Here is a 17,361-nt window from a genome sequence, read left to right as displayed (position 1 = left end):
CCAAGTGAACTTGGTGGGGGAAAGGTTTTAATTGGTGGGGAAAAGGGTAAGGGGGAAGGGGAAAAGGGTTTAAATCCCTTACCCTTTTGCCTTTCCCCTTTCCCCAGCCCTCACCCAGCATTGTTGACTTGCCAGACCACTAGCCCCAAGGTGTCTTTAGTGATGACAGTTTACAACACCGAGGCTTATTTGGCACAGGCTTTAGATTCGGTGTTGGCGCAAAGCTTCAGGGATTGGGAATTAATTGTATGGGATGACGGCTCCACTGATAATTCAATTGCCATTGCTCAAGATTATGCCCAGCGAGATGTGCGGATTCGCTTGTATGCAGGCAATCGCTTGGGGCGGGGAGAAGCTTTGATTCAAGCCCATAGGCTGACACGAGGAGATTACATTGGCTGGCTTGATGCGGATGACTACTTGGCAGCAACGGCACTACAAGAAACGGTGGAATTTCTCGACAGCCACCTGGATTATGGCATGGTTTACACCAACCATTTAAATATAGATACCCAAGGTGAGGCACAGGGACTCGGCCACCGTTGCCAGATTCCCTACAGCCCAATGGGTTTGTTGCTAGATTTTATGACCTTCCACTTTCGTTTGTTGCGGCAATCGGTGTTTGCTGCCGTTGGGGGGATTAATCCAGAATTTGCACCTGCGGAAGATTATGATTTGTGCCTGCGGGTTTCAGAAATTACTCAAATTTATCATTTAGAGCGATCGCTTTACTTTTATCGCCTCAATCCCCAAGGTCTTTGCCAGCAACAATCCTTGATTCAACAACAACATTGTGAGGGTGCCATTAACCAAGCACTGCAACGCCGGGGATTGGCTGAGTCTTTGCGGCTAATTTTCCATGAAGCAACGGGAAAGTTTCATTTACAGCCACAAAACCAATCACAAGCAAGTTTGATTGCCGATGTCGCCCATTCACACTTTCAAAAAGGAAAGCAATTAGTAGAACAGGGGGATTTTTTAGCAGCCATTGGATGTTTCCAAGAAGCCCTGCGCTGGCGATCGGGTTATATTGCTGCTTACAACCAGTTGGGTAATGCTTTGCAGAGGTTAGGCAGGCTAGAGGAGGCTGTCGCCACGTACCAACAAATCATCGTCCTCAATCCCAAGGTTACCCAAGCACATTGTAACTTGGGAACAATCTGGCAGATTCAGGGAAAAACAGAGGAAGCGATCGCAGCTTATCAACAAGCGATTCAACTTGAACCGGATTTTGCTGTCGCACACCTCAACTTAGGCAGATTACACGCCAATCAGCAATCCTGGCTAAGGGCGGCAGAGTGCTTACAAGAGGCAATACGACTGCAACCAACCGCCACCTCTTACTATGAACTGGGGAATGTATTCCGGCAACTGGGGGAAACCCAAAAAGCCATGAACTGTTGGCATCATACCCTCAAACACCAGCCCGATTTTGCAGAAGCTTGGCACAATATCGGCTGTTTGTGGATGATGCAGGGCGACATCACCAAAGCCCAGAACTATTTTGAGCGAGTTATTGCCCTCAAACCAGATTTTACCCTGGCACATGGCAACTTAGGTTATGTCTTGCAAGCCCAGGGACAATGGAAAGCTGCTATCAATAGCTACAACCGCGCCTTAGAACTTAACCCAGCAGCCACCGAGATTTTTTATCAGCGCGAACATCTGCGGTTGAGTTTGTGCGACTGGCACCACTACGAGGAACGGCTGGAAATTTTGCAACAGCGCATCCAGCAACATTTGGCAAATAGCAACACCCACTCATTACCGCCCCTGAACATTCATAGTTTCCCCCTACCCTTGGAATTCCATACCGCCATTGCCCGCCACTGGTCACAGCATATCATCCGTAACATCCAGCCTTACAAACACCTCTGCGCCTTTACCCCACCCCCAGCACCTCATCCCAAACTGCGCTTAGGCTATCTCTCGGCAGACTTCCGCCAACACGCCGTAGGCACGTTAATTCACCAGTTATTTCAATATCATGACCGTTCTGCCTTTGAAATCTATGGCTATAGTCTGGTGGACGATCGTGATGAATTTACGGAAAATATTCGGGCTGGGTGTGATGTTTTTGTCAATCTCTCCTCCATGTCATCAGCAGTTGCCGCCCAACGCATCCACAGCGATGGCATTCACATTTTGATTGACTTAGCAGGTTATACCACCTTTAGCCGTGCAGAAATTCTCGCCCTCCAGCCAGCCCCAATTCAGGTGCAATATCTGGGCTATCCCGGCACAATGGCGGCAGAATTTATCCAATACATTTTGGCAGATTCTTGGTTAATTCCCCCAGAATTAGCTGCCCATTACAGTGAAAAGATAATTGAACTGCCCCACGCCTTTGTTGCTTCTCCCCTAGCCATTGCCCACCAACCCCTGAGTCGGGATGACTTTGGCTTACCAAAAGATGCCTTTGTTTTTTGCTGCTTTAATCGCAGCGACAAATTTGACCCGGAAGTCTTTGCTTGCTGGATGCGGATTTTGCAGCAAGTACCAAATTCAGTGTTGTGGCTCATTCAAACCACCCCAGAGGTCAAAAGAGGCAGGGGAGCAGGGAGCAGGGAGCAGGGGGGAGAATTCTCTCCTTTTCTCCCTGCCCCCTGCCCCAATTCCTCTTCTTCAGTGAGGGATAGCCTGCACCACATTGCCGAAAAACAGGGCATCGCCCCAGGGCGTTTGGTGTTCGCTCCTTATATGCCCCTAGCAAAATATCTAGCGGCCTATCCCTTGGCAGATTTATTCCTGGACACCTTTGTTTACAACGCTGGAGCCACCGCCATTCATGCACTCTCAGCAGGACTTCCCATCATCACCCGCCCTGGTAAAGCCTTTGCTGCCCGTATGGGAGCCAGCATTTGTGCGGCGGCGGGTTTAGATTTGCTCATTTGCGACACCGTTGTTGCTTACGAACAAAAGGCGGTGCATTTAGCCACTGACCGCAAGGAATTGACAGCAATTCGCCACCAATTGCAAGCACACCGCCACCACTTGCCCCTGTTTCAACCCCAACAGTGGGTTAGTCAGCTAGAAGCTGCCTTGCGGCAAATTTGGAAACTCCAACCGCATCTCGTTGAACATGCGTAGTCCTAAAATCCTTCACTTAAACTTCAAGGAGAAAAAACATGGCTGACCCTATCTTTTCTAGCGTTGGTGACAACCCCTTTGGATTGACAGACGTGGGATTTGGTGCTAGACCTACCTTTGTTGATATTGACAGGGATGGCGACCTCGATGCCTTCGTAGGCAATAGTGACGGTAATACCCTGTTCTACCGCAACACTGGTAGTGCCACCGCCCCCAGCTTTGCCACCGCCAGCGCCAACCCCTTCGGGCTGAGCGATGTCGGAGGTTCTGCCGCGCCCACCTTTGTCGATATCGATAGAGATGGCGACCTCGATGCCTTTGTGGTGAATAGTGTCGGTAATACCCTGTTCTACCGCAACACTGGGAGTGCCGCTGCCCCCAGCTTTGCTGCTGCTGCCACCAACCCCTTCGGGCTGACCGATGTGGGGTCAAATGCCTCGTCTAGCTTTGGCGATATCGACGGGGATGGCGACCTCGATGTTTTTTTCGGGAATAGTGCCGGGGATATCATATTCTTCCGCAACACTGGTAGTGCCACCGCCCCCAGCTTTGCTGCTGCTACCACCAACCCCTTCGGACTGACCAAGGTGGGAAATATTGCCACACCCAGCTTAGTCGATATCGATGGCGATGGCGACCTTGATGCCTTTGTCGGAGACCGGAGCGGCAATACCCTCTTTTTCCGCAACACCGGGTCTGCCTCCAATCCCCAGTTTGCCACCCTCAGCACCAACCCCTTTGGGCTGAGCGATGTCGGCTCTTTTTCTGCGCCCACCTTTGCCGATATCGATGGCGATGGCGACCTCGATGCCTTAGTTGGAAACACTTACGGCAATACCGTGTTATTCTACAACAACCCGAATCGCCCACCCACCGCCAACAACGATGCCCCCAGCACCAATGAAAACACCGTCTTCAACGGCAATGTCCTCAGCAATGACAGCGACCCAGATAGTAATCCTTTGACGGTAACTGCGGTTAACGGCAGTGCTGCTAATGTCGGTACTCAAATTAACCTCGGCAATGGTAAACTTACGGTGAATGCCAACGGTACTTTTACCTTTGACCCCACCAATGGAACTGCTGCCCTTACAGATGGCTACGATTACTTACCTCAAGGAACCAATGCTACCACATCCTTTAACTACACCATCAGCGATGGCAGAGGCGGCACAGCTAGTGCCACTGCCACCATCACCATTACTGGGGTAAATGACACCGCCACCATCACAGGTATAGCCACAAGAACAGTCACCGAAGATACAAACACCCCCAATTTAACAGCCACGGGTACATTAGCGGTGGCTGATGTGGATACTGGGGAAAACAGATTTAAGACTACAGTTACAGGCACAGGTAACCTGGGTAGTCTCACCATCACCGATACTGGCACTTGGAATTACAGCGTTGCTAATAGTGCAGTGCAATCTCTGGGTGCAGGTGTCACTAAAACTGAAACCTTCACTGTGCAATCTTTGGATGGCACTGCTAGTCAAAACATTCTCGTCACCATTACTGGGGTGAATGATGCGGCTACCATTACAGGTACAGCCACAGGGGCAGTTACCGAAGATACAAGCACCCCCAATTTAACTGCCACGGGTACATTAGCGGTGGCTGATGTGGATACTGGGGAAAACAGATTTAAGACTACAGTTACAGGCACAGGTAACCTTGGTAGTCTGACCATCAATGATACTGGCACTTGGAATTACAGCGTTGCTAATAGTGCAGTGCAATCTCTGGGTGCAGGGGTCACCAAAACTGAAACCTTCACCGTACAATCTTTGGATGGCACTGCTAGTCAAAACATTGTCGTCACCATTACTGGGGTGAATGATGCGGCTACCATTACAGGTACAGCCACAGCAGCAGTCACCGAAGATACAAACACCCCCAATTTAACAGCCACGGGTACATTAACGGTGGCTGATGTGGATACTGGGGAAAACAGATTTAAGACTACAGTTACAGGCACAGGTAACCTTGGTAGTCTGACCATCACCGATACTGGCACTTGGAATTACAGCGTTGCTAATAGTGCAGTGCAATTTTTAGGTGCAGGGGTCACTAAAACTGAAACCTTCACAGTGCAATCTGCTGACGGTACAGCAAGCCAGGATATCATCGTCACCATTACCGGGGTGAATGACACCGCCACCATCACGGGTACAACCACAGGGGCAGTCACAGAAGATACAAGCACACCCAATTTAACCGCCACGGGTACATTAACGGTTGCTGATGCCGATACTGGCGACAATACATTTAATACCGATGTCACCTCCGCTAGCGGTAACCTTGGTAGTCTGACCATCAGCGATACTGGCACTTGGAATTACAGCGTTGCTAATAGCGCCGTACAATTTTTAGGTGCAGGTGCAACTAAAACTGAAACCTTCACGGTGCAATCTGCTGATGGTACAGCAAGCCTTGATATCCCCATCACTATTACGGGGGTGAATGACCCCGCCAGCATCACGGGTACTGCCACAGGGGCAGTTACCGAAGATACAAGCACCCCCAATTTAACCGCCACGGGTACATTAACGGTGGCTGATGTGGATGGCGACAACACATTTAAGACTACAGTTACAGGCACAGGCAACTTGGGTAGTCTTGCCATCACCGATACTGGCACTTGGAATTACAGCGTTGCTAATAGTGCAGTGCAATTTTTAGGTGCAGGTGCAACTAAAACTGAAACCTTCACTGTGCAATCTGCTGACGGTACAGCCAGCCAGGATATCACCGTCACCATTACCGGGGTAAATGATACTCCAGTAGCAGGTAGCGACTCTTTTACAGCTAACCAAGGTACACCACTGACAATTTCTGTTGCCAGTCTACTTGCCAACGACAGCGATATAGACCAGGGTGATGTGTTGTCTATTACTGGGGTAAGTAATGCTGTGGGTGGTACTGTGACTTTCAACAATAACGGTACTATCACCTTTAATCCCACCAGTACAGGCAATGGCAGCTTTAACTATACCCTGAGTGATGGCAATGGTGGCATTAGCCAAGGCAATGTTAGCGTGTTAATTAATACTGGTCAAACTGGTGGGAATGGTAGAAATCTGCTCATCGGTAATAACGGCCCTGATTATCTCGATGGTGGTAATGGCAATGATACTCTGTTTGGCATTCTGGGCAACGATACCCTCATCGGTGGCAATGATGATGATATTCTGTTCGGCGGTTTTGGCAACGATAGCCTCATCGGTGGCAATGGTGATGATATCCTATTTGGCGGTTTTGATAACGATATCCTCATCGGTGGCAATGGTAATGATGTGTTAGTAGGCGATGCTGGTGCTGATACCTTGACTGGAGGGAATGGTAATGATACTTTCTGCTTTGGTTTTGCTGATTCTCTGCTAAGTAACTTTGACCGCATCACCGATTTGAAAATTGGCACGGATGTGATTGCTGGCGTCTATGGCGTTAAGGCTGCCGATGTCAAGAAATTGGGGACAGTTAGTAGCTTGGATGCCGCAGGTGTGGGGGCACTGTTAACTAAGACTAATTTTGCAGCTAAGGGTGCTGCCACCTTTAGCTTTGGTAGCCGTACCTTTTTAGCCCTCAACGATGCCACCTCTGGTTTCTCTGCCAGCAGCGACTCAATTATCGAGATTACTGGTTATAACGGCAATCTTAATAATTTGGCGATCGCTTCTTAATCAGGGACTTTGATGTCAAAAAATATTCCATAGAAGACAATACGGTTCAGTTAAGGCTAAAACTCTTGGTCAAATTCAATTTTTTTAACGTAGACGCGTAGCGGCTTGCCGCAGGCTACCGCCAAGGACGCATTCGCGCAGCGTCTCGTCAGAGAAGGACGCAAAGAGAAGAAAGAAAGGCTTAACTGAACTGTATTGCGCTATCAACCACTCGTACAAAATTCATACTGAATTCTGACTCAGGATTTGCTGAATTCTTCTTTATAAAACCAACCAATTTCAACTATGATACCAACCAATTTAGACAATAAAACTGTATTTGAGCAGTTGTGGAATATTACAAAAGAACTCCGCCAAAAATTAGAATCTCGTTTTCAATTAAATCCAGATCCTTCCGTAGCCGATTTACAGCAATACAGCAGTCTTGACGGTAATATCAAAGGTTCCCTGAGTGCATTTTCGGGAACAGAAATTGATTGGCTAGTGCATTCATGGTTAGGAAACCCCGAAAAATCCAACTTTAGCACCATGCGCCTCACCATTTGGTTAGCGCCGCATATCGATGTTCCCCATTTGGCCTTTGAATTTGGCACTCTTCCCAATGCAGATATTTTATTTTATATAGATTACATTCCTCGGACTGAGCTTTTAACCGATTTGGCATATCTCGATCGCTATTATGAACCAGTGAACCAAACATTTTTAAAATTACAAGACGATGCACGCCTCAAGCCATTTATTAGCAAAAGCGTCTACGTCCGCCTTTTTCAATCCCCCGTTAGTCTTTGTTACACCGGCGCACCTACCTCTGATACCCTCGAAATCATTAGCACAATTGCACACGAAACACTAGAACGCTGGCTAAGTTGGATAGACACAGCCGCACCCATAACCGAAGATTTACGCAACACCTTAGCAAATCGCGATTTATTGCTACGCCGAACCGCCGCCGAACGCGACCCAGGAAACAAATTTGCCGCCCAACTTTTTGGCACTCAATTAACAGATAAACTAGTACGATCGCTCTGGGGTGGCGATCGTAAAATTAGTCATTAGTCCAACAATTTTGGATTTTAGATTTTAGATGTTTTCTTTAATCCAAAATCCCAAATCCAAAATTTAAAATTCTTTGCCCTATGCCCAATAATTCAGAATCCTACCGCGCCTTAGCACTGCAAGTTACTTGTCATGCAGTCAACCAAGCAAGCGATGGCCACGAAGCGCGATCGCTCATGCTAAACTCTATCAATCGCCTAGCGCCACAAATTGCTGCTAGTATTGCTTTTGTTGGCTTTGATTGTCGTTTAATTGTACTGCCAGAATATTTTCTGACTGGTTTTCCCATGGGAGATACCCTCGCAGGATGGGCACAAAAAGCTTGTATAGAAATGGCTGGTGCTGAATATGAAGCACTGGGGAAAATTGCCCAAAACCATAAAATCTTTTTGGCTGGTAACGCCTACGAAGTTGACCCCAACTTTCCCGGATTATACTTTCAAACCTGCTTTATACTCGATCCCTCTGGCTCAATTATCCTACGCTATCGGCGCTTAAATTCCTTATTTGCCCCTACCCCCCATGACGTTTGGGATAAATATCTTGATTGTTACGGTTTAGAAGGAGTGTTTCCTGTTGCTAAAACTGAGATTGGTAATTTAGGAGCCTTAGCATCAGAAGAAATTTTGTATCCAGAAGTCGCCCGCTGTCTAGCCATGCGAGGAGCAGAGATTTTTGTGCATTCCACTTCCGAAGTATATAACAAAAACCTCACACCCAAAGACGCTGCAAAAATTTCTCGTGCCGTAGAAAATTTAGCTTATGTAGTATCAGCCAACACCGCAGGCATCGCTAATATTGCTATCCCCATTGCCTCCGCCGATGGCGGTTCCAAAATCATCGATTATCGCGGAATCATCATAGCCGAAACAGCTGCGGGTGAAAGCATGGCAGCATTCGCCGAAATAGATTTAGCCGCATTACGCCGCGATCGCCGCCGACCAGGGTTAAATAATTTACTTTCACGCCAACGATTTGAACTCTACGCCGAAAGTTATCGTCAGTCACACTTTTACCCCCCTAATACTATGCTGGATCAAGAAGTAGACCGCAAACACTTCCTGCAAACACAGCAAGCCACCATCGAACGGTTAGCGAAACTGGGGATAATTTGAATTGGGGATTGGGGATTGGGCATTGGGCATTGGGCATTGGGCATTGGGCATTGGGCATTGGGCATTGGGCATTGGGCATTGGGCATTGGGCATTGGAATCAAAACAAAATAACTCCTAACTCCTAACTCCTAACTCCTAACTCCCAACTCCCAACTCTCAACTCCTAACTCCTAACTCCTAACTCCTAACTCCTAACTCCTAACTCCCAACTAATGACAAAACCAATAGAAGTCCGCAACCCCCGAACTGGCAAATATGATTACGTAATTATTCCGCCGCCTCCCAGGTTACTGGTGCAGCAATGTAAGCGTATGCGTCGGGCGCAGGTTCATTGGCAACAATTGGGTATTGAGGGGAGAATTGAAGCTTTACAACAGTGGAAGGAAGCGATACTATCTACACGCGATCGCTTAACGGAAGCTTTGGTAAATGATACTGGCAGATTGTCAACTTCAATATTAGAAATTGATTCTTTTCTCTCTAGCATTGACCGTTGGTGTAGGTTAGCCCCAGAATTGCTGCAAGAATCTGCAAAAAACACAGCAATTCCCTTTATCGCTTTACAACAAGCATCAGTACCTTATCCTTTAGTTGGCGTTATTAGCCCGTGGAACTTTCCCCTATTACTGTCTACTATTGATACCATTCCCGCATTGTTGGCGGGTTGTGCTGTCATTGTCAAACCGAGTGAAATTGCTCCCCGCTTCGTAGCACCACTGATTACAACACTCAACGCTGTGCCCAAATTGCGCGATATTTTAACTTTTGTTGAAGGAGCAGGGGAAACTGGGGCTGGTTTAATTGAAAATGTAGATTTGATATGCTTTACAGGTAGCGTTGCCACAGGAAAAAAAGTAGGCCAAGCAGCTGCTAAGCAATTTATTCCAGCTTTTTTGGAATTAGGTGGAAAAGATCCAGCGATCGTTTTAGAATCAGCCAATTTAGACTTAGCAACCTCAGCTATATTGTGGGGTTCGGTGGTCAATACCGGACAATCATGCTTATCAATTGAGCGAGTTTACGTTGCAGAATCAATATTTGAAAAGTTTTACCATCTACTAATAGCTAAAGCTTCTCGCCTGAAGTTAGCTTATCCCACCCTTGAAAGTGGAGAAATTGGCCCCATCATAGCCGAAAGACAAGCAGTCATTATTAGCGACCATCTTTTAGACGCAGTGGAAAAAGGAGCAGTAATTCACTGCGGTGGCGTTATTGAAGACTTGGGTGGTGGTTGGTGGTGTCGTCCCACAGTGCTGACTCAGGTCAATCATTCCATGAAAGTGATGACTGAAGAAACTTTCGGCCCTCTAATGCCAATTATGCCTTTTGCCACAGTTGAACAAGCAATATCTTTAGCAAACGACTCCATGTATGGACTGAGTGCGGCGGTATTTGCTGAATTAGAAGCAGAAGCCCTAGAGGTTGCCCAGTATATAGATGCAGGTGCTATCAGTATTAACGATGCTGCACTCACCGCCATTATGCACGAAGGAGAGAAAAACGCCTTTAAATTCTCTGGACTTGGAGGTTCGCGCATGGGTGCAGCCGCAATAAAACGGTTCACGCGGAAAAAAGCTTATTTGATTAAAACCAATGCCAGTAATGACCCTTGGTGGTTTGGGAGTGGGGAATAGGGCATTGGGCATGGGGCATGGAGACTGCATTTTCATCCTGTTCAAAATATCTGTTTTACCAGAGGCGATCATCTCTGGCAAAGTATCGTCTACGCTAACCAAAGCACCTGGAAGAATTTTGATAGTTTTAGTTCACAACACAAGTCCGTTGGTCAACAACACAAGTTTGTTGGTTCACAACACAAGTTTGTTGGTTCACAACACAAGTCTTTTGGTCAACAACACAAGTTTGTTGGTTCACAACACAAGTCCGTTGGTCAACAACACAAGTTCGTTGGTTAACAACACAAGTCCTTTGGTTAACAACACAAGTCCGTTGGTCAACAACACAAGTCCGTTGGTCAACAACACAAGTTTTTGAGACGCACTAGAAAGATAAGTTTAGTAAAAGATGTGCATTGATGTCACGCAAAAAAAAGTTAAAAGTATTAAAAAAACCTATAAATCGATTTCTAGAATAGCGTTACACTCTATAACGGACTAAGCATTTATGTAGATTCTCTAGCGCCTGATGAACCTAGCCGATATCCTCAAAGACTCAAATTACAAACAGTTCGCCCTATCCGCAGACTTTCAGCCTTAATTCAATCCGAGCAAAATAACCACATTTGCTCGTCTGGTTTTGCTGTTCTCAAACCAACCAAAATTGAGCCAGAAGTTTTACTAGTTTATTTGCGATCGCCTATTGTCTGCGAAATTCTGGATCTGCATACGACTGCCAGTATGTACCCAGCAATCTCAACTGAGGATTTATTGAAGATTCCAATTACTCTACCCAAAGAATCTACTCGTAAAAAAATCACAGAAAAGGTCAGAGAATCTCGCAAAGCACGGGAGCAATCCAAGCAACTGCTAGAAATTGCTAAAACAGGAGTATAAAGAGCGATTCTCTTGCAGAGAGGCTTCCCCAACGAAACCGATGAAGCGACAGCAACGGCTTGGATCAATCAGCAACTTGAAGCGTTAGGAATTAACTTAACCACTACTACTTAACATTTTGGAGTAGCAATGAAAGCAGTTAAAGTCATGGCAACGATTAATGAGCAAGGACAACTAACCTTAGATCATCCTCTCATAACAGATAAAAACAGTCGCGTAGAAGTTATTATTCTAATTTCAGAAGAGGAAGTTCTGAACGATCAATCTCAAGCAGAAGTCTTAGCAGATTTCCGCCAAGCTTGGCATGAAGCCATGACTGGGCAAACTATCCCGGTGGCTCAACTTTGGGAAGGGCTGGAAAATGACTGATCGGCCTTTCATTCAAGTTGAAGCTTCGCCAACGTTCAACCGAAATCTACGCGCTCTTGCCAAGAAGTATCGCAGTATTCGGAATGATATACAACCCGTCATCGAACAACTTGAGCAGGGAGAGTTGCTAGGAGATAAAATACCTGGGGTTGGTTATGCGCTCTTTAAGTTAAGAGTCCGAAATAGTGACATTCAAAAAGGTAAAAGCGGTGGCTATCGTCTGATTTACTACGTCAAGACAGCAACGGGAATTATTTTGCTGACTGTTTATGCAAAATCTGAACAAGTCGATATTGCCGCAGATGACATTCAAAGCATCATTACAGAATATGAGCAACGGGCGATTGAAGATAAAGAGGATATCTAAACAAGAGCCACCGAACCTCCTTACAACGTCCAAATTCCAACCGAAAGATATTAAAGCGATGCAAGCCAATCTCCAATCCCCAATCCCCACTCATAATATGCGAACATAATTAAGTTGTAGCCGATCGCCTGCACTGAGGTTTAAAGTGGATACTATTGCCATCCCTGCTCTGAATCGCCCAATAGATGCCACGGTGGAGATTCCTGGTTCTAAAAGTATTACTAATCGGGCATTACTTGTGGCAGCTTTGGCACAAGGTGACTCGATTTTAGAAAATGCTTTATTTAGTGAAGACAGCAATTATTTTGCTAAATGTTTAGAGCAATTAGGCATCCCCATAACCCTAAATCCTGACCAGGCTCAAATTCAAATAGCAGGAAAGGGAGGCGAAATTCCCGCCAAGCAGGCAGACTTATTTGTGGGTTTAGCAGGTACAGCAGCCAGGTTTATTTCGGCATTGGTAGCACTGGGTAATGGCGAATATCGTTTAGATGGCGTTCCCCGGATGCGAGAACGACCGATGGGCGATTTACTAAAGGTTTTACAAAGTAGTGGTATAAGTGTTAACTTCCAAGGCAATGCTGATTTTATGCCTTACACCATTTACGGTGGGCAATTTTCTGGGGGACATTTTCGCTTAAAAGCTAATCAAACAAGTCAGCAACTTTCGGCTTTATTAATGATTGCGCCTTACGCCCAACAAGACACAATCATTGAAGTTGAAGGAACATTGGTTTCTCAATCTTACGTGAAAATGACTTGTAAGTTGATGGCGGATTTTGGCGTACAGGTAAATGAAATCAGCGAAAATCAATTCCAAATTAAAGCAGGCCAGCGTTACCAGCCACGACATTACACAATAGAACCAGATGCGTCAAATGCTTCTTACTTTTTTGCCGCCGCCGCCGTCACTGGTGGACGAGTGCGGGTAAAATATTTGACCAAACAATCTTGTCAAGGTGATATTCTTTGGCTCAACGTCTTAGAACAGATGGGATGCCAGGTACGTGAAGGTGATGATTATACGGAAGTTACAGGGCCAGAGCAATTACAAGGTATCGATATTGACATGAATGATATCTCAGATTTGGTGCAAACTTTAGGAGCGATCGCTCCCTTTGCCACCTCACCTGTTACCATTCGCAATGTCGAACATATTCGCTACAAAGAAACTGACCGCATTCACGCCGTAGTTACCGAATTGCGTCGTCTGGGAGTCCAGGTTGAAGAATTTGCCGATAGACTGAAGATTGAACCAGGCCCCATTACACCGGCAGCCATTGAAACTTATCACGATCATCGCATGGCAATGGCATTTGCTGTCACAGGCTTAAAAGTTCCAGGGATTGTAATTAAAGACCCAGGTTGTACAGCAAAAACTTTTCCAGATTACTTTACCCGATTTTTCAAAATGTTAGAACAATAAAAGGTGAATAGCCATGTCTAATATCAAAGAAGCAATGCCCGTGCTTGCCCGTCACGAAGGAGATTGGATAGGCACTTATACATTAATAGATACAGCTGGAAAAATCATTGATAGCTACGAATCTCATTTAACATGTCAATTTCCAGAAAACGGCCCTCATCCTTACTATCAAATTAATCGCTACACATGGGCTGACGGAAAAAAAGAAGAATACGAATTTCCCGGAATATATAAAGATAATAAACTTTGGTTTGACACCGATCGCATTGACGGCAAAGCCTGGGAAGCTGACAATTCCATTGTAATTTTGTGGTTTGCTTATAAGACAAACCCAGACATGAGTTTATATGAAATGATTTACATTAGTCCTGATAATAACAATCGCGCCCGTACTTGGCATTGGTTTAAAAATGGTCAAATTTTTCAACGCACTCTCATTCAAGAACAACGGATAAAATAAAGCGATCGAGCTTTAATTTGGTAGTTATGGACGTAAGTCCTAACGCACCGAAAATCTTGAATGGTGCGTTAGCCCACGGCATAACACACCCTACTGGCGTGGCAAGGCTAAAATGTTGCAATAGATTTTATTGTGGGATGGGTGTCCTCACCCGTCCGGGCGGGCAGGATGCCCACCCCACAAGAGTTTACTAATGCACTATTTTAGTCCGGTCACGCTACTACTAAAATCTAAAATCTAAAATCCAAAATCGTATATGGCAAAAGGTGACAAAATAAACTTTTCTACTCCTAGCGGTTTCCCAGAATTTTTACCTAGCGAAAAGCGCCTAGAATTATATTTATTAGATACCATCCGTAGAGTTTATGAAAGCTATGGATTTACACCCATTGAAACCCCAGCAGTAGAACGTTTAGAAGTCCTACAAGCTAAAGGAAACCAAGGCGACAATATCATTTATGGAATTGACCCCATATTGCCACCAAATCGCCAAGCCGAAAAAGATAAATCCGGCGAAACTGGTTCGGAAGCAAGGGCATTAAAGTTTGACCAAACAGTTCCATTAGCAGCTTACATTGCTCGTCACCTTAATGAATTAACTTTTCCTTTTGCCCGCTACCAAATGGATGTAGTTTTTCGCGGAGAAAGAGCAAAAGATGGGCGTTTTCGCCAGTTCCGCCAATGCGATATTGATGTAGTTGCCCGTCGGGAACTGAGCTTACTTTATGATGCTCAAATGCCTGCAATTATCACTGAAATATTTGAAGCAATTAACATTGGTGATTTTCTTATCCGCATCAATAACCGTAAGGTTCTGACAGGTTTTTTTAAATCAGTGGGAATTGCCGAAAATCAAATTAAATCTTGTATCAGTGTTGTTGATACTTTAGAAAAAATTGGTGAAACTAAAGTCAAACAGGATTTAGAAAAAGAAGGAATTACCACAGATCAAGCTGAAAAAATCATTGAGTTTATTAAAATAGATGGCTCAGTTGATGAAGTATTAGATAAACTCAAACACTTAGCAAACAATCTTCCAGAAAGCGAACAGTTGGCTTTAGGTGTTACCGAATTAGAAACAGTAATTACAGGGGTGCGTAATCTCGGAGTTGCCGAAAATCGTTTTTGTATTGATTTATCCATTGCCCGTGGGCTTGATTACTATACTGGTACAGTTTACGAAACAACTTTATTGGGACATGAAGCCTTGGGTAGTATTTGTTCTGGTGGTAGATATGAAGAATTAGTGGGAGTATTTTTAGGTGAAAAAATGCCTGGTGTCGGCATTTCCATTGGCTTAACTCGCTTAATTAGTCGATTGTTAAAAGCAGGTATTCTGAGTACCTTAGCTGCTACACCCGCACAGGTGATGGTGGTGAATATGCAAGATGATTTAATGCCGACTTATCTAAAAGTTTCTCAACAACTGCGTCAAGCGGGAATTAATGTTATCACTAACTTTGATAAGCGTCCTTTGGGTAAGCAATTTCAATTAGCAGATAAACAAGGAATTCAATTTTGTGTAATTATTGGTTCTGAGGAAGCAGCCGCAAATAAATCTTCTCTGAAAGATTTGAAAACAGGCCAACAAGTGGAAGTTTTATTGAAAAATTTAGCAGAGGAAGTTAAACGACGGCTGAGGTAAAAGTTGATTGATGACTGTTGACTGTTGACGGTTGATTGTTACTAAAATGCAAACTAAAAAAGGGGCAGTTTTATAGCCCCTTTTTTAGGAAATTTCTAAAAAATTAATCAACAGCAATTATGACATCTGAAGACTTGATTATGGCGTGTACTTCTTTACCTTCAGAGAGTTTCAGCTTTTCTGCTGATGATTTGGTAATAATTGCAGTCACCTCTACTCCTGGTGCAACTTCTACCGTAACTTCGGTGTTTACAGAGCCAACAACAACATTTTTTACAGTTCCTTTCAGAGCATTACGAGCGCTAACTTGCATTTTTTAATTCTCTGTCTATCTTTTTACTACATAAAAATACTAACAAGTCTTTCCAGAAATTGATATGACTACAGATAGAAGATATAGAATTTTTTACTATTTTACATACAAATATCTACCAAATTAATTGGTAAATAAATTTAATTGGTAATGATTAATATCACGTCTGGTTAAACAGTTGGCTGTCTTTAAGAATGGCAGAGACTATCTGATTGTTATGGTTTTGAAACGCCAAGGGTAAAGGTCTTACTTTGAATTACACATAACAAGCAATCCGATTTGATTCCTGAACTTACTTGTGAAGCTAGGGAACAGGGAACAAAAACTGTACCTAGTTTCACAGAAATCAAATGGGAGTCGTACATCATAAGTAATTCCTTGGATATGATATTAGTCCTAAAAGTAATTACCAACTTATTCGGATTCATGGTATTAAGTTGGTAAATTATGACTTGACTAGGAAAAACCTTGAGAGACAGCAAATGAATAACAAAAGAATTTTGACTTTTGTAAGTTGGGTATTTATCTCGTTCTTAATTATCGTCGGGTGTAGTCCAACAACTACACCTAACTCATCCTCAACTACTAGTCCAGCAGCGCCAACAGCGAATTTAACGATATCAGCAGCCGCTAGCCTCAAAGATGCAATGGAGGAAATCAAACCTCTCTATAGCAAAGAAAAGCCCAATGTAACATTGACTTATAACTTCGGTTCGTCCGGTGCTTTGCAACAACAGATTGAACAAGGTGCAGGAGTTGACGTTTTCATCTCAGCTGCAACTAAACAAGTAGATGCTTTACAGCAAAAAGGTTTGTTACTAGATGGAACTCGCAAAAATTTGTTAAAAAATCAAGTGGTGTTGATAGTACCCCAAAATTCCACCACTGTGGCTGATTTTAAAGACTTAACTTCATCAAGCGTAAAAAAAATTGCTTTAGGCGAACCTAAAAGCGTTCCGGCGGGACAATACGCCCAACAAGTTTTAACTTCATTAAAAATTCTTGACCCAGTTAAAAGCAAAGCCGTCTACGCTAAAGATGTTCGTCAAGCTCTCAACTACGTAGAATCAGGCAATGCTGATGCTGGGATTGTTTATCTTTCTGATGCCAAAAGTACGCCAAAAGTCAAAATCATAGCAACTGCATCTGAAAAAACCCATTCTCCTGTGGTCTATCCAATTGCAGTTCTCAAAAGCAGTAAAAATGTAGATGCTGCTAAAGATTTTGTGACATTTTTATCAGGGAATCAAGCAAAAACAGTGTTTGAGAAACAGGGATTTACGGTAGCTGGTAGCTAGCATCAAGGGGGTGGGGAGATGGGGT

At 44.5% G+C, this 17,361-nt stretch carries 14 protein-coding genes; 13 read left to right on the top strand and 1 reads right to left on the bottom strand.

Features of this window, described 5'->3' with window-relative positions; all coding sequences use genetic code 11:
* Positions 1–150: 150 nt before the first annotated feature.
* From GNE10_RS18825 to hisS, 12 genes are all read left to right on the top strand, one after another.
* The gene (locus GNE10_RS18825; RefSeq protein WP_311774823.1) at positions 151–3,090 is read left to right on the top strand and encodes a tetratricopeptide repeat protein; all 2,940 of its coding nucleotides are present in this window, start codon (positions 151–153) and stop codon (positions 3,088–3,090) included.
* Between the two features lie 38 nt (positions 3,091–3,128).
* A complete protein-coding gene (locus tag GNE10_RS18820) occupies positions 3,129–6,773 on the top strand; it encodes an S-layer family protein (protein ID WP_185566478.1) in 3,645 nt (1,214 codons plus the stop codon).
* A gap of 285 nt (positions 6,774–7,058) precedes the next feature.
* Positions 7,059–7,829: a red chlorophyll catabolite reductase gene (locus GNE10_RS18815; protein ID WP_185566477.1), complete on the top strand. Its 771-nt coding sequence runs from the start codon at positions 7,059–7,061 to the stop codon at positions 7,827–7,829.
* A gap of 80 nt (positions 7,830–7,909) precedes the next feature.
* Entirely contained in the window at positions 7,910–8,944 is a 1,035-nt protein-coding gene (locus GNE10_RS18810) for a nitrilase-related carbon-nitrogen hydrolase (protein ID WP_185566476.1), read from the top strand.
* Between the two features lie 213 nt (positions 8,945–9,157).
* Positions 9,158–10,579: an aldehyde dehydrogenase family protein gene (locus GNE10_RS18805; RefSeq protein WP_185566475.1), complete on the top strand. Its 1,422-nt coding sequence runs from the start codon at positions 9,158–9,160 to the stop codon at positions 10,577–10,579.
* Positions 10,539–10,940, top strand: coding sequence for a hypothetical protein (locus GNE10_RS18800; protein ID WP_185566474.1), 402 nt, complete (start codon positions 10,539–10,541; stop codon positions 10,938–10,940). The genes GNE10_RS18805 and GNE10_RS18800 overlap by 41 nt, the downstream gene beginning before the upstream one ends.
* Before the next feature lie 362 nt (positions 10,941–11,302).
* Positions 11,303–11,458 carry a hypothetical protein gene (locus GNE10_RS36030; RefSeq protein ID WP_244918103.1) on the top strand — a complete coding sequence of 52 codons (156 nt, stop codon included), beginning with the start codon at positions 11,303–11,305 and terminating at the stop codon, positions 11,456–11,458.
* A 129-nt stretch (positions 11,459–11,587) separates the two neighbouring features.
* Positions 11,588–11,827, top strand: coding sequence for a hypothetical protein (locus tag GNE10_RS18790; RefSeq protein ID WP_099071774.1), 240 nt, complete (start codon positions 11,588–11,590; stop codon positions 11,825–11,827).
* Positions 11,820–12,194, top strand: a complete 375-nt coding sequence (locus GNE10_RS18785; RefSeq protein ID WP_099071773.1) for a type II toxin-antitoxin system RelE/ParE family toxin — start codon at positions 11,820–11,822, stop codon at positions 12,192–12,194. Before GNE10_RS18790 ends, GNE10_RS18785 begins: the two co-directional genes overlap by 8 nt.
* A gap of 145 nt (positions 12,195–12,339) precedes the next feature.
* Positions 12,340–13,620 carry a 3-phosphoshikimate 1-carboxyvinyltransferase gene (gene aroA / locus GNE10_RS18780; RefSeq protein WP_185566473.1) on the top strand — a complete coding sequence of 427 codons (1,281 nt, stop codon included), beginning with the start codon at positions 12,340–12,342 and terminating at the stop codon, positions 13,618–13,620.
* Between the two features lie 13 nt (positions 13,621–13,633).
* Positions 13,634–14,080 carry a DUF3598 family protein gene (locus tag GNE10_RS18775; protein ID WP_185566472.1) on the top strand — a complete coding sequence of 149 codons (447 nt, stop codon included), beginning with the start codon at positions 13,634–13,636 and terminating at the stop codon, positions 14,078–14,080.
* A 256-nt stretch (positions 14,081–14,336) separates the two neighbouring features.
* Positions 14,337–15,725, top strand: coding sequence for a histidine--tRNA ligase (gene hisS, locus GNE10_RS18770; protein ID WP_185566471.1), 1,389 nt, complete (start codon positions 14,337–14,339; stop codon positions 15,723–15,725).
* 103 nt (positions 15,726–15,828) lie between these two features.
* Here the strand turns inward: hisS and GNE10_RS18765 are convergent, their stop codons facing one another.
* Complete coding sequence (locus GNE10_RS18765; RefSeq protein WP_185566470.1) at positions 15,829–16,038, bottom strand: molybdopterin-binding protein; 210 nt, start codon at positions 16,036–16,038, stop codon at positions 15,829–15,831.
* Between the two features lie 482 nt (positions 16,039–16,520).
* Here GNE10_RS18765 and modA point away from each other — a divergent pair, with 482 nt between their 5' ends.
* Complete coding sequence (gene modA, locus GNE10_RS18760; protein WP_185566469.1) at positions 16,521–17,336, top strand: molybdate ABC transporter substrate-binding protein; 816 nt, start codon at positions 16,521–16,523, stop codon at positions 17,334–17,336.
* Positions 17,337–17,361 lie beyond the last annotated feature (25 nt).

Origin of the sequence: Nostoc sp. 2RC (assembly GCF_014222165.1) — a bacterium.
Classification (GTDB): Bacteria; Cyanobacteriota; Cyanobacteriia; order Cyanobacteriales; family Nostocaceae; genus Nostoc; species Nostoc linckia.
The sequence above is the reverse complement of the archived record's forward strand: the minus strand, read 5'-3'. Positions and strand labels throughout refer to the sequence as shown.

Bases quoted from the DNA above. Each gene is read 5' to 3' on its own strand.
- GNE10_RS18820 (WP_185566478.1), top strand. From the start codon at position 3,129: ATGGCTGACCCTATCTTTTCTAGCGTTGGTGACAACCCCTTTGGATTG.
- GNE10_RS18815 (WP_185566477.1), top strand. From the start codon at position 7,059: ATGATACCAACCAATTTAGACAATAAAACTGTATTTGAGCAGTTGTGG.
- GNE10_RS18810 (WP_185566476.1), top strand. From the start codon at position 7,910: ATGCCCAATAATTCAGAATCCTACCGCGCCTTAGCACTGCAAGTTACT.
- GNE10_RS18805 (WP_185566475.1), top strand. From the start codon at position 9,158: ATGACAAAACCAATAGAAGTCCGCAACCCCCGAACTGGCAAATATGAT.
- GNE10_RS18800 (WP_185566474.1), top strand. From the start codon at position 10,539: ATGCCAGTAATGACCCTTGGTGGTTTGGGAGTGGGGAATAGGGCATTG.
- GNE10_RS36030 (WP_244918103.1), top strand. From the start codon at position 11,303: ATGTACCCAGCAATCTCAACTGAGGATTTATTGAAGATTCCAATTACT.
- GNE10_RS18790 (WP_099071774.1), top strand. From the start codon at position 11,588: ATGAAAGCAGTTAAAGTCATGGCAACGATTAATGAGCAAGGACAACTA.
- GNE10_RS18785 (WP_099071773.1), top strand. From the start codon at position 11,820: ATGACTGATCGGCCTTTCATTCAAGTTGAAGCTTCGCCAACGTTCAAC.
- GNE10_RS18775 (WP_185566472.1), top strand. From the start codon at position 13,634: ATGTCTAATATCAAAGAAGCAATGCCCGTGCTTGCCCGTCACGAAGGA.
- hisS (WP_185566471.1), top strand. From the start codon at position 14,337: ATGGCAAAAGGTGACAAAATAAACTTTTCTACTCCTAGCGGTTTCCCA.
- GNE10_RS18765 (WP_185566470.1), bottom strand. From the start codon at position 16,038: ATGCAAGTTAGCGCTCGTAATGCTCTGAAAGGAACTGTAAAAAATGTT.
- modA (WP_185566469.1), top strand. From the start codon at position 16,521: ATGAATAACAAAAGAATTTTGACTTTTGTAAGTTGGGTATTTATCTCG.